Origin of the sequence: Sinomonas cyclohexanicum (assembly GCF_020886775.1) — a bacterium.
In the GTDB taxonomy this organism is placed as follows: domain Bacteria; phylum Actinomycetota; class Actinomycetes; order Actinomycetales; family Micrococcaceae; genus Sinomonas; species Sinomonas cyclohexanicum.
Genome location: NZ_AP024525.1, coordinates 581,693 through 593,385 on the forward strand (window position 1 = coordinate 581,693; position 11,693 = coordinate 593,385).

At 70.4% G+C, this 11,693-nt stretch carries 12 protein-coding genes; 9 read left to right on the forward strand and 3 right to left on the reverse strand.

What is annotated here, in order from left to right; genetic code table 11:
* Positions 1-2: 2 nt before the first annotated feature.
* The 5 genes from SCMU_RS02860 to SCMU_RS02880 all read left to right on the forward strand — a co-directional run bounded on the left by SCMU_RS02860 (position 3) and on the right by SCMU_RS02880 (position 5,738).
* On the forward strand, positions 3-1,205 hold the full coding sequence (locus tag SCMU_RS02860; RefSeq protein ID WP_229231494.1) for an ROK family transcriptional regulator: 1,203 nt from the start codon (positions 3-5) through the stop codon (positions 1,203-1,205).
* A gap of 40 nt (positions 1,206-1,245) precedes the next feature.
* Positions 1,246-2,265 carry a LacI family DNA-binding transcriptional regulator gene (locus SCMU_RS02865; RefSeq protein WP_229231495.1) on the forward strand — a complete coding sequence of 340 codons (1,020 nt, stop codon included), beginning with the start codon at positions 1,246-1,248 and terminating at the stop codon, positions 2,263-2,265.
* A 254-nt stretch (positions 2,266-2,519) separates the two neighbouring features.
* Positions 2,520-3,839 (forward strand): ABC transporter substrate-binding protein, encoded by a 1,320-nt coding sequence (locus tag SCMU_RS02870; RefSeq protein WP_229231496.1) that lies wholly within the window; start codon positions 2,520-2,522, stop codon positions 3,837-3,839.
* Between the two features lie 95 nt (positions 3,840-3,934).
* Positions 3,935-4,906 (forward strand): carbohydrate ABC transporter permease, encoded by a 972-nt coding sequence (locus SCMU_RS02875; protein WP_229231498.1) that lies wholly within the window; start codon positions 3,935-3,937, stop codon positions 4,904-4,906.
* The gene (locus SCMU_RS02880) at positions 4,899-5,738 is read left to right on the forward strand and encodes a carbohydrate ABC transporter permease (RefSeq protein WP_229231500.1); all 840 of its coding nucleotides are present in this window, start codon (positions 4,899-4,901) and stop codon (positions 5,736-5,738) included. Before SCMU_RS02875 ends, SCMU_RS02880 begins: the two co-directional genes overlap by 8 nt.
* Before the next feature lie 30 nt (positions 5,739-5,768).
* On the opposite strand, the gene SCMU_RS02885 is transcribed toward SCMU_RS02880, so the two are convergent.
* The gene (locus SCMU_RS02885) at positions 5,769-6,197 is read right to left on the reverse strand and encodes a hypothetical protein (protein WP_229231501.1); all 429 of its coding nucleotides are present in this window, start codon (positions 6,195-6,197) and stop codon (positions 5,769-5,771) included.
* 142 nt (positions 6,198-6,339) lie between these two features.
* On the opposite strand from SCMU_RS02885, the gene SCMU_RS02890 reads away from it, so the two are divergent.
* On the forward strand, positions 6,340-7,461 hold the full coding sequence (locus SCMU_RS02890; protein WP_229231502.1) for a Gfo/Idh/MocA family protein: 1,122 nt from the start codon (positions 6,340-6,342) through the stop codon (positions 7,459-7,461).
* A 20-nt stretch (positions 7,462-7,481) separates the two neighbouring features.
* On the opposite strand, the gene SCMU_RS02895 is transcribed toward SCMU_RS02890, so the two are convergent.
* Positions 7,482-8,120, reverse strand: coding sequence for a class I SAM-dependent methyltransferase (locus SCMU_RS02895; RefSeq protein WP_229231503.1), 639 nt, complete (start codon positions 8,118-8,120; stop codon positions 7,482-7,484).
* Between the two features lie 132 nt (positions 8,121-8,252).
* Here SCMU_RS02895 and SCMU_RS02900 point away from each other — a divergent pair, with 132 nt between their 5' ends.
* The 3 genes from SCMU_RS02900 (at position 8,253) to SCMU_RS02910 (ending at position 10,804) form a co-directional block, all read left to right on the forward strand.
* Positions 8,253-8,447 (forward strand): DUF1918 domain-containing protein, encoded by a 195-nt coding sequence (locus tag SCMU_RS02900; protein ID WP_229231504.1) that lies wholly within the window; start codon positions 8,253-8,255, stop codon positions 8,445-8,447.
* A gap of 1 nt (position 8,448) precedes the next feature.
* Complete coding sequence (locus tag SCMU_RS02905) at positions 8,449-9,585, forward strand: acyl-CoA dehydrogenase family protein (RefSeq protein WP_229231505.1); 1,137 nt, start codon at positions 8,449-8,451, stop codon at positions 9,583-9,585.
* A gap of 124 nt (positions 9,586-9,709) precedes the next feature.
* Positions 9,710-10,804, forward strand: coding sequence for a baeRF2 domain-containing protein (locus SCMU_RS02910; protein ID WP_229231506.1), 1,095 nt, complete (start codon positions 9,710-9,712; stop codon positions 10,802-10,804).
* 33 nt (positions 10,805-10,837) lie between these two features.
* Here SCMU_RS02910 and SCMU_RS02915 read toward each other — a convergent pair whose 3' ends face one another.
* Positions 10,838-11,596, reverse strand: a complete 759-nt coding sequence (locus tag SCMU_RS02915) for a DsbA family oxidoreductase (protein ID WP_229231509.1) — start codon at positions 11,594-11,596, stop codon at positions 10,838-10,840.
* Positions 11,597-11,693: the final 97 nt, after the last annotated feature.

Here is an 11,693-nt window from a genome sequence, read left to right on the forward strand (position 1 = left end):
ACATGACCTTGCCCTCCCCGGCCCCGCCCGCAGTCGAGGCCGCCGCCGTCTCCCGCGCGGGCGACCTCTTCCAGATCCTCCGCGACGGTCGCGCCCGGACGCGCGCCGAACTGGCCTCGATCACCGGCCTGGCCCGCTCGACCGTCGCGGCGAAGGTCGACGCGCTCATGGCCACCGGACTCATCGGTCCGGCCGGCGAGGCGGTCTCCTCCGGCGGGAGGCCGCCGTCGAGGGTCGCGTTCCAGCCTTCGGCGCGCGTGGTGCTCGGGGTTGACATCGGCGCGACGCACACGGTCGTCGGGGTGACCGACCTCGGCGCCCGGGTCCTCTCCGAGGCGAGCGCGCCGCTCGACATCGCGAGCGGGCCCGAAGCGGTCCTGGACCTGGTCCTCGGCCTCTGTGGCGACGCCCTGCGGACCGCGGGCCGGCGGCCCAAGGAGCTCGCGGGCATCGGCGTGGGGCTCCCGGGCCCGGTGGAGCACTCGACCGGCCGCCCGATCAATCCCCCGATCATGCCCGGCTGGGACGGCTTCGACGTCCCGGGCTACATCCAGCGCACCTACCCCGTGGACGTGCTCGTGGACAACGACGTGAACATCATGGCCCTGGGGGAGCGTGCGGCCTACTTCGCCGACGACGACAACCTCCTGTTCGTCAAGGTCGCCACGGGCATCGGGGCCGGCATCATCAGCTCGGGCGTCCTGCAGCGCGGCGCGGTCGGGACGGCCGGCGACCTCGGCCATGTCCGGGTCCCGCGCGGCGGCGACGTCCTGTGCCGCTGCGGCAACTACGGCTGCCTCGAGGCGCTGGCCTCGGGGCCGGCCGTCGCCGCGGCCCTCACCGCGGAAGGCGTCCCGGCCGCGACGGGCGACGACGTGCTGCGGCTCGCGCGGCAGGGCAACCCCGCCGCTGTCCAGGCCCTCCGCCAGGCAGGGAGGGACCTGGGGGACGTCCTCGCGGTGTGCGTGAACCTCCTCAACCCGTCGGTGATCGTGATCGGCGGCCGCGTCGCCGCCGCCGGCGAGCAGCTCATGGCGGGGGTCCGCGAGGTGGTGTACAGCAGGTCCCTGCCCCTCGCCACCGCAAGGCTGCGGATCGTCCAGTCCATGGCGGCGGACCAGGCCGGCGTACTCGGCGCGAGCCGCCTCGTCGTCGACCACGTCCTCTCGCCGGCGAGCGTCGAGGCGCTGCTCGCGGCGCCGTAGGCTTGGCCCAAACGGTCAGCCGAACGTCAGGAGGGGTGCCATGGGCAGGGTCACCATTGCGGGTCTGGCCGAACGGCTCGGCATCTCGAAGGCGTCCGTCTCCTACGCCCTCAACGGCCAGCCCGGGGTAAGCGAGCAGACCCGCGAGCGGGTGCTGAACCTCGCCTCGGAACTGGGATGGTATCCGAGCTCGAGCGCCCGCGCCCTGTCCAGATCGCGCGTGGGGATCGTGGGCATCGTGCTCTCCCGGGAGCCGGAGATGATCGGCTCGGAGCCCTATTACATGCGCCTCATCGCGGGCATCGAGTCCGTCCTGATCGATGCCGACATGAGCCTGCTCCTGCGGGTCTCCGGACCCGAGCGCGGCCGTGACCTCGAGGTCTACCGCCGCTGGGCGGGCGAACGGAGGGTGGACGGCGTCATCGTCTTCGACATCGACGAACGCGATCCCCGCCCCGAGCTCCTGCGGGAGCTGGGCCTGCCGTTCGTCCTGCACGGCAGCTCCGGGGAGGACTCTGGGTACGCGGCCACGATGGCGGACCAGGCGGCGGAGGCCGGCACGATCGTGGAGCACCTCCGTGCGCTCGGCCACAGGCGGATCGGGCACGTCACCGGGCCCCTCCACCTCGTGCACGAGAGGGCGCGAAGTTCCGCGGTCCGCGCGCTCGCGGAGGCCGCGGGCATGCGGGTCGCCCCGGTCGAGTCGGACTACACGCTCGACGGAGGCCGGGTCGCCACCGCTGCGCTGCTCGCCGCGGGCGAGCGCCCGACCGCCGTGATCTACGACAACGACCTCCTCGCTCAGGGCGGCCTCGCTGCCCTGAGGGCCGCCCATGTGGACGTGCCGCGGAGCGTGTCGGTGGTGAGCTGGGACGACTCGATCCTGTGCTCGGTATCGACGCCCGCCGTGACCGCACTTCACCGCGATCCCTTCGAACAGGGGCGCCAATCGGCGGCGCTCCTGCTCGAGATGATCGACGGAGCGCCGGCACATACGGTCGCCGCGGGCCCGAGCGCCCTCATCGTGCGGAACAGCACTGCAGCGCCCTTGGCTAACTGAACCGGTTAAGTTAGACTCGTCACACTGTCGGCGCGATGCCGCATCCCAACGGCCCGTGGGCATTTCATCCAGTTCCAGGGGGCGGGATCTCGCCCCCGAGTTTCCCATGGCCACTTTCACTTTGACACGTCAAATAGTCGAAAAATTGGCCTCCAACTTTTGATTGACCTCCGTCAAAAGTTCCCCTACCTTGAACTCAGGCCGCCCTCGGAGACAGCCGAGGGCCCCGCACCTACAGACAAGGAAGTCACCACGTGAAGATTCGAACTCTCGCAGCCACCGCGGCGATTGCCGTGATGGCTCTGACCACCGCGGCGTGCAGCGGCGGAGCCTCCGGCGCCACGGCCACGAACAACTCCGGGGGCAGTGGCCAGACCCTCACCTACTGGGCGAGCAACCAGGGCACCAGCCTCGACAACGACAAGCAGGTCCTCACGCCGCAGCTGCAGAAGTTCGAGCAGCAGACCGGCATCAAGGTCAACCTCGAGGTGATCGGGTGGAGTGACCTCCAGACCCGCATCCAGACCGCCGTCACCTCGGGCCAGGCGCCGGATGTGGTGAACATCGGCAACACCTGGGCCGCGTCCCTCCAGTCCACCGGTGCCTTCATGCCGTTCGACGACTCGGCCATGCAGGCGATCGGCGGCAAGGACAAGTTCGTCAAGACCGCGCTCGACACGGGCGGCATTGCCGGCCAGGACCCGACCTCGGTGCCGCTGTACGGCCTTGCCTACGGCCTGTACTACAACAAGGCCATGTTCGCCCAGGCAGGGCTCCAGCCGCCCACCACGTGGGAGGACCTCGTGTCCGATGCCCAGAAGCTGACGACGGGCGGGAAGCACGGACTCGCGATCGCGGCCGGCAGCTACACCGAGAACGCGCACTTCGCCTTCATCAATGCCGCACAGAACGGTGCGGACCTGTTCGATTCGAGCGGCAAGCCGACGTTCGCCTCCGACGGCGTGGTCAATGGCATCAAGCGATACGTGGACCTCATGCAGCAGGACAAGGTCGTCGACCTCGGCAACGCCCAGTACGACAACGGGACGAAGTCCGTCAACGACTTCGCGACCGGCAAGGTCGCAATGATCATCAACCAGAACAACGCGGACAACAGCATCCAGGCCAACGGCATGAAGTCGAGCGAGTACGGCGTGGTGCCGTTCCCGGCCCCGAAGGGCAGCCCCTCGCAGACCGCGAGCCACGTGGCCGGCATCAACCTCTCGATCTTCCAGAACACGAAGAACAAGGACGCCGCACTCAAGTTCGTCCAGTTCATGACCAGCGCGGACACTCAGGCTGCCCTCGACAAGCAGTTCACGGCTCTGCCCGTTCTGAAGGGCGCGACCCCGAACTTCACGGACAACGCCGAGGAGGCCAAGACCTTCGGTGACATCTACGCCACGAAGTCCAAGCCCCTCCCGCTCGTCGCGAGCGAGGACCAGTTCGAGTCCACGGTGGGCAAGGCCATGAATCAGATGTTCGCCAAGATTGCCTCGGGCGGGACGGTGAGCACGGACGACGTCCGTTCGGCGCTCACCACCGCGCAGCAGCAGGTCGCCGCGGCCGGGTAGTCGCACACGCCGGGGTGGGCCGGCTACCGGGCCGGCCCACCCCTCTCCGTCCGCCAGGAACCCCAGAGAACATCCCAAGGAAGGGAGTGCCTCACATGTCTGCTGTGACCGCCGCTCCGACGAAGCCGCCGGCCACCGAGAGCCCCGCCACGAGGCCCCGCCGCCGCGCGGCAGGCTGGTGGCTCCCCTACGCGCTGCTTGCACCCGCCATTATCTTCGAGCTGCTCATCCACGTGATCCCCATGCTCACGGGCATCTGGATGAGCTTCATCAAGCTCACCAAGGCCTTCATCGCCAACTGGGGCCGCGCGCCCTTCGCCGGACTCGGGAACTACTCCGTCGCCGTCGACTTCAACGGCGTCATCGGTGCGGGGCTCCTGCATTCCTTCCTCGTCACCGTGGCGTTCACGGTGCTGGTGGTCGGCGTCTCGTGGGGCCTGGGCATGGCGGCCGCGGTCGCGCTCCAGAAGAAGTTCTGGGGCAGGGGCTTCTTCCGCACCCTGTTCCTGATCCCGTACGCGCTGCCGATGTACGCAGGGATCATTGCCTGGAAGTTCATGCTCCAGCGGGACACCGGTATGGTGAACCACTTCCTCTTCGACAACCTCGGCCTCGGCGGCGACAAGCCGTTCTGGCTGATTGGCGACAACGCGTTCACCTCGGTGGTCATCGTCGCCATCTGGCGCCTGTGGCCGTTCGCCTTCCTCATGCTCATGGCCGGCCTCCAGTCGATTCCCACCGACGTCTACGAGGCCTCGGCGGTCGACGGCGCGCGGCCGCTCCGGCAGTGGGCCTCCATCACGCTGCCCATGCTCCGTCCCGTCAACATGGTCCTGATCCTCGTGATGTTCCTGTGGACGTTCAACGACTTCAACACCCCCTTCGTGCTGTTCGGCAACGCGCAGCCGCCCGCGGGAGACCTCATCTCGTTCCACATCTACAACGCCTCGTTCCTGACCTGGAACTTCGGCTCCGGTGCGGCCATGTCGGTCCTGCTCCTGCTCTTCCTGCTCCTTGTCTCGGGCATCTACCTCATCGTCGTGAACAGGAGGTCCCGCCGTGCGTGAGACCACTGGGGCCAAGGCCTTCAGAATCGTCGTCGTGGCCGTCCTCGCGGTCTTCACGATCCTTCCCATCTATGTCATGGCCACTTCGGCGCTCAAGCCTCTCAGCGACGTCCAGGGACCGTTCACGTGGTGGCCCTCGACGATCACGGTCGAGCCCTTCATCGAGATGTGGAAGACCGTGCCGCTCGCGAGCTACTTCGTGAACAGCATCGTCGTGGCGGGCTCCGCGACGGTCATCAGCCTCATCATCGCGGTCTTCGCCTCCTTCGCCATCTCGCGCTACCGGTTCTTCGGCCGCTCGCTCTTCTCGACCACCGTGCTGTCCACGCAGATGTTCCCGGGCGTGCTGTTCCTGCTGCCGCTGTTCCTGATCTTCGTCAACATCAACGCGCTCACCGGGATCCAGCTCGTGGGCACGTGGGGCGGGCTCATCATCACCTATCTGACGTTCTCGCTCCCGTTCTCGATCTGGATGCTCGCCGGGTACTTCGACGGGATCCCGCACGAGCTCGATGAGGCCGCGAAGGTCGACGGCTGCGGCCCCATGGGTGCGCTGATGCGCGTCGTGCTCCCCGCGGCTCGCCCGGGCCTCATCGCCGTGGCGATCTACAGCTTCATGACGTCCTGGGGCGAGGTGCTGTTCGCCTCGGTCATGACCACCGACGCCAACCGCACCCTCGCCGTCGGCCTCCAGCTCTACTCGACGCAGACGAACGTCTACTGGAACCAGATCATGGCCGCATCGCTCGTGGTGAGCGTGCCCGTCGTCGTCGGCTTCCTCCTGCTCCAGCGGAACTTCGTCGCGGGCCTCACCGCGGGCGCCGTCAAGTAGCGGTGCCCCTCCGCGGGCGCCAGCTCGCGGCTACCCGGCAAGGCCGATGATCCCGAGCCACACGAGCCCGATCACCTTGAGGACCTCGAGGCCCACATAGGTGAAGTGGAGCGTGTGCCTGGGCATCGCCTCGCTGAGGTTGCCGCCCGTCACGCGGCGGTCCATGCGCGGCCGGAGCACGGCGACGTCGAGCACCACGATCACGGCGAGGGCCACCCCGAGGGTCCAGGCGAGCGCGGCTGCCCGGCCGCCGAGGGCGAGCGCCACGAGCACGACGGCGGCCAGCGCGCACTCGACGACGTTGAGCGCCTTGAACACGAGCCGCCCGATGCCCACGCCGAGCTCGATCGTGATCCCGGGGGCCCGGAACTTCAGCGGCGCCTCGATGAACGAGATGGCCAGCACCATCCCGAGCCACACGAACGCTGCCGCCACGAGAACGGCTGTCGCCACAGCCATGCATCATCACCTCGGAAGAATCGATCGGTCCCCTCGAGGATAATCCAGTATTCTCCGTGCTTATTAATCGGGTCCCCGGAGCTGGTGGCATCATGATGGCAAACGATTGCCATCAGGCGGCGCGCCGCGAACAATGAACCTCATGCCAACCGATCCCGCCCCCGTCCCGACCGTCCTCGTGGGTGCCGGCTCCATCGCCCGGTCGCACGCCCGTGCGATCGATGCGACACCGGGCCTCGGGCTCGCCGCGATCGTGAGCCGCGGCGGCACGACCGCGCGGACCCTTGCCGACGAGCTCGCCCTGACGGGATCGCCGTCGCGGCCGCGCGCCGTCGGGAGCCTCGGCGAGGCCCTCCGCCGGGTCCGCGCCCCATCCGTCGCGGAGGGTGCGCACGACGGCGCGCGGCCGCTCGTCGTCGTGGCGACCCCGACGGCGTCGCACCTCGCCCTTGCCGAGGAGGCGATCGCGGCCGGCGCCCACGTGCTCATCGAGAAGCCGCTCGACGTCGACCTCGCCGCCGCCCGCGCCTTCGCGGACCGCACCCGCACGGCCACGGCGGCCGGTCAGGTCATCTCGGTGGTCAGCCAGCACCGCTTCGACGCTGCGAGCCTCGCCGTCCGCGATGCCGTGCGCGCCGGGCGGCTCGGACGGATCACCTCGGCCGTCGCGACCGTTCCCTGGTGGCGCAGCCCCGCCTACTACGCGGCCTCACCGTGGCGCGGCACGTTCGCGGGCGACGGCGGCGGCGCCCTCATGAACCAGGGCATCCACATGCTCGATCTCGTGGTCGCCCTGCTCGGCCGCCCCACCGCGGTCGCTGCGATGGCGGCGCAGACGCTGCACCCCATCGAGGCCGAGGACACCGCCGGCCTGCTCCTCCGCTTCGAGTCCGGCGCGCTCGCCACGATGCACGCGAGCACGTCCGCCTACCCGGGCCTCGCGGCGCGCCTGCAGGTCGCCGGCAGCCTGGGCAGCGCGGTCATCGAGAACGAGGCGCTCGTCTACCTCCACGCCGACCCGGCGGAGGCCGCGCCGGACTACGGGCTCTACGGCGGGGGCAACCAGCTCGCCGCCGTGGCCGCGGCGCCGCGCGTTGACCCGACCGAGTCGCCGGCAGGGCTCGCGCGCCAGTACGCGGACGTGGCGGCCGCCATCGCCGAGGGGCGCGATCCGGCCGTGACGGTCGGCGACGCACTGGTCACCCTGGGTGTGATCGAGGCGGCATACCGCTCGGCGCGGGACGGCCGGACCGTCGGACTCTGAGGCCCCCAGCCGCCCGCGTTTCAGGAGCCGAGCCGCCGCGCCTTGAGCACCGCGTCCGTCATGACGGCCGACTGCCCCTCGGGGCCGGTCGCCTCCCGTCCCTCGGAGGTGCTCGTCTCGATCTCCCACTCGCTCGAGCGCAGCCCCAGCGAGGCGGCGAGCTCCTGAGCAGAAGGCATGTGGACGTCGTCGTGCGCGTGCCGGGCCCAGGGCGGGAACGCCGTGTGGCCCACCACGAACAGCGTGCCGCCCGGCGCCACGGCGCGGGTCGCCGCCAGGAGGATCCGCTCGCGGGGCATGCTGATGGGGGAGTGGAGGAAGGATGCGGTGACGAGGTCGTAGGTGTCCTCCGGTTCCCACTCGCCGAGGTCGCGCGCCAGCCACGTGATGCGGTCCGCTACACCGGCGTCCTGCGCGTGCTCGGCGGCACGCCCCAGCGCGACGGCGGAGACGTCCAGTCCCGTGACGGTCCACCCCCGCTCGGCGAGCCAGATCGCATCGGCGCCCTCGCCGCAGCCGAGGTCGATCGCGCGGCCCGGCGCCATCATGCTGACCTCGCGCACGAGCGCGGCGTTCGGCTTCCCGCTCCAGACCCGCTGGCGCTCCGTGTAGAACTCGTCCCAGAACTCGCTCGGTCCCGGCTTGTGTTCGGTGTCCATCCCCCACTCCTATCGACCCCGCGGGCAGTGCGCAATGGCGGACGCGGACGACGCCCGCGCGCCCGCCCCGCGTCGTCAGGCCTTCCCCGCAGTGGGCGGCTTCCGTACGCTCGTGAGTGGAGGTGATCCGCCATGAGTGCACTGCAGCAGGGCGACCGGATCGTCATCAGGGGCCGGACCGTGGACACCGCGGACCGGCACGGGGAGATCATCGAGGTCAAGGGCCCCAACGGCGAGCCGCCGTACCGGGTCCGCTTCGACGACGGGCACGAGTCGGTCGTGTTCCCCGGGGGCGACTTCGCGGTCGAGAAGGCACCAGCCAGCTGAGATGTTCGAGCTCACCGACGACCAGCGCGACCTCGTCGCCACCGTCCGGGACTTCGCCACGGACAGGATCGCCCCGCACGCGCTCGACTGGGACGCTCAGAAGCACTTCCCCGTCGACGTGCTGCGCGAGGCCGGCGAGCTCGGGCTCGGCGGGGTCTACGTGGGCGAGGAGTACGGCGGCACCGGCCTCACGCGCTACGACGCCGTCCTGATCTTCGAAGAGCTGGCCCGGGCCGACCCCACGATCGCCGCCTACATCTCGATCCACAACATGGTCGCGTGGATGGTCGACGCGTTCGGCACCGAGGTCCAGCGGAAGGAATGGGTGCCGCAGCTCGTCACCATGGAGGCGCTCGGCAGCTACTGCCTGACCGAGCCCGGCGTGGGCTCCGACGCGGCGGCGCTCACCGCGAAGGCCGTCCGCGACGGCGACGACTACGTCCTCACGGGCGTCAAGCAGTTCATCTCCGGTGCCGGCGTCTCCGCGCTCTACATCGTCATGGCCCGCACTGCCGACACGGGCCACCGCGGGATCACCGCGTTCCTCGTTCCCGCGGGCGCGAAGGGCCTCTCCTTCGGCGCGATAGAGAAGAAGATGGGCTGGAACGCCCAGCCCACCCGACAGGTCGTGCTCGACCACGTCCGCGTCCCGGCGTCGAACCGCCTCGGCGAGGAGGGCAGCGGGTTCGGCATCGCCATGAAGGGCCTCAACGGCGGGCGCCTCAACATCGCCGCGTGCTCCCTGGGCGGCGGACAGGCCGCGCTCGAGAAGACGGTCGCGTACCTCAAGGAGCGCACGGCGTTCGGCGGGCGGCTCGCGGACAAGCAGTCCCTCATGTTCGACCTCGCGGACATGGACATGAAGCTCGAGGCCGCCCGCACGCTGCTGCGCCGCGCCGCGGACGCGCTGGATCGCGGCGACCGCGACGCCGTGCGGCTGTGCGCGATCGCCAAGCGGGTCGCCACCGACGCCGGCTTCGAGGTGGCCAACGAGGCCATCCAGCTGCACGGCGGCTACGGCTACCTGCACGAGTACGGCATCGAGAAGATCGCCCGGGACCTGCGCGTCCATCAGATCCTCGAGGGGTCCAACGAGATCATGCGGCTCATCGTGGGCCGCGAGCTCATCGGGGAGTAGGCCCGGTCCCTCCCGACAGTGGGCCCGGCGGCCGCCCGAGAAGGGTCGCATGGCCCTTCCGCGCGGACCGGATGCCTCCGTACCCTCGGGAGCGAAAGACCGTCAGGAAGGCAGGAGGCCAGCCATGCTCGCGCTCCAGGATTTCGCGGAACTGCTTCGCGAGCCGGGACCTTGGTGCACCATCCACGCGGAGGTCAGCACCGGGACGGTGACCTCTCGGGAGGCCACCGAAGTACTCACTCCCAACATGTCCCGGGCCGTGACCGACGCCGGGGGATCGGACGACGACGCGCGGGCCGCGGGCCAGCTCGAATGGGCGGCCCCCGGGACGCCGGGCCCCGTATCCCGCTTCGTGCTGATCAGGGGCGGCCAGGTCGTGGCGAACGAGCTGCTGCCGGGCGCCCCGGCGAAGACGGTCGTCCACGTGGCCCCCATTCCTGACCTGCTGCCGCTCGCGGCGGTCCGAGGCACCGATGTCGAGTACCTCGTGGTCCAGGCCGAGCGCGCCGAGGCGGAGATCGGCCGCTACCGCGCCTCGTCCGGTGCTGCTCTGGGCAGCCAAGAGGTGCACGGGAGCACCGAGAACCTGACCAAGGTCTCGCTGGGCGGCTATTCGCAGGGCAAGTACCAGCACCGCACCGAGGAGATCTGGCGGCGCAACGGCGCCGACGTCGCGGCCGAGGTCAACCGGCTCGTCGAGGAGGGCGGACTGCAGCTCGTGGTCCTCGCGGGGGATGAGCGCGCACGGCTCATGGTCCAGGAGGCGCTGAGCGAGAGGGCCGCCGCCCTCGTCCAGACCGTGGACATGAACTCCTCGGCGCCCGGGTCGGACCAGGAGAGGTTCGAGGCCGAGGTGGAGGCCGTCGTCGCCGGCGCGGCGGCGCGGTCGCAGCGCGAGGCCCTCGCCCGCCTCGCGGACGGGGTCGGCCGGTCGTCCGCCACCGGGTGGGCGGAGACACTGCACGCCCTGCGCGAGGCACGCGTCGGGACGCTCCTGCTCTGCCCCGAGGCGGCGCAGGGACAGACGCTTCTCGCCCTCGGTGCGGAACCGTGGGTCGCGGAGACGGAGGGCGACGCCGCCGGCGCCCCGGTGCTCGGGGCGGTTGGCTCCGCCGCGGCACTGCTGCGCGCAGCGGTCCTGACCAAGGCGGACACGGTCCTAGTCGATCCCGGGGCGCTCGACGGCGGTGTGCCCGCCGCTGCACTCCTGCGCTGGTAGCGAGGGCGCGCACCGGGAGCGGTGGCCCGGGGCCTAGGCGCAGCCGTCGGGGCCGCAGACCTCGCCGTCGAGCCGGTCGGCGCCCTCGCTGGCCCCGCCGGCCGCGCCGCCGGCCGGCTGGCCGACCATCACGAGCGGGTTCGCCTCGCGCCACGCGGTCTCGAGCGCCTGCGTGAAGAGCTCGGCGGGCTGGGCACCGGAGACACCGTACTTGCTGTCGAGGACGAAGAACGGCACGCCCTGGATGCCGAGCGCGCGGGCCTCGCGGATGTCGGCCCCGACCGCGTCGCGGTAGGTGCCTGCGTCGAGTGCCTCGGTGATCTCCGCGGCGTCGAGCCCGGCCTCGGTCCCGATCCGCACGAGGACCTCGCGGGCGCCGATGTCCTCGCCGTGCTCGAAGTGGGCCGAGAGCAGGGCCTCCTTGACCGCGTCGGCGCGCCGGGCGCCGTCGTGCGCGTCCCGAGCCTTGGCCAGGTGCAGCAGCTCGTGGGCCGAGTACGAATTGGCGACGACGACCCGCCCGAAGTCGTACTCGAGGCCCTCGCCCGCCGCGACCTGCGTCACGTGCTCGAACATCTGCGCCACGCGCTCGGCGGGCATGCCCTTGCGCTCGGACAGGTACTCGACCTCGGTGCCCTCGTAGTGCTCGGGGAGGGTGGGGTCCAGCTGGTAGCTGTGCCACGTGACCGTGACCTGGTCCTTGTGCGGGAACTGCTCGAGTGCGGATTCGAAGCGGCGCTTGCCGATGAAGCACCACGGGCAGGCGATATCAGACCAGATGTCAACGTTCATACAGGGTTCAAGGTCTTGCCCGCGTAGGGTATTCCGACTTGTCGAGCGGGACGGCAGTCGTTTTCGAGCTCGTGGCACCCGTTGAGGCGACGAACGT

Coding starts and splice junctions, on each gene's coding strand:
- SCMU_RS02860 (WP_229231494.1), top strand. CDS start 3: ATGACCTTGCCCTCCCCGGCCCCGCCCGCAGTCGAGGCCGCCGCCGTC.
- SCMU_RS02865 (WP_229231495.1), top strand. CDS start 1,246: ATGGGCAGGGTCACCATTGCGGGTCTGGCCGAACGGCTCGGCATCTCG.
- SCMU_RS02875 (WP_229231498.1), top strand. CDS start 3,935: ATGTCTGCTGTGACCGCCGCTCCGACGAAGCCGCCGGCCACCGAGAGC.
- SCMU_RS02885 (WP_229231501.1), bottom strand. CDS start 6,197: ATGGCTGTGGCGACAGCCGTTCTCGTGGCGGCAGCGTTCGTGTGGCTC.
- SCMU_RS02890 (WP_229231502.1), top strand. CDS start 6,340: ATGCCAACCGATCCCGCCCCCGTCCCGACCGTCCTCGTGGGTGCCGGC.
- SCMU_RS02895 (WP_229231503.1), bottom strand. CDS start 8,120: ATGGACACCGAACACAAGCCGGGACCGAGCGAGTTCTGGGACGAGTTC.
- SCMU_RS02900 (WP_229231504.1), top strand. CDS start 8,253: ATGAGTGCACTGCAGCAGGGCGACCGGATCGTCATCAGGGGCCGGACC.
- SCMU_RS02905 (WP_229231505.1), top strand. CDS start 8,449: ATGTTCGAGCTCACCGACGACCAGCGCGACCTCGTCGCCACCGTCCGG.
- SCMU_RS02910 (WP_229231506.1), top strand. CDS start 9,710: ATGCTCGCGCTCCAGGATTTCGCGGAACTGCTTCGCGAGCCGGGACCT.
- SCMU_RS02915 (WP_229231509.1), bottom strand. CDS start 11,596: ATGAACGTTGACATCTGGTCTGATATCGCCTGCCCGTGGTGCTTCATC.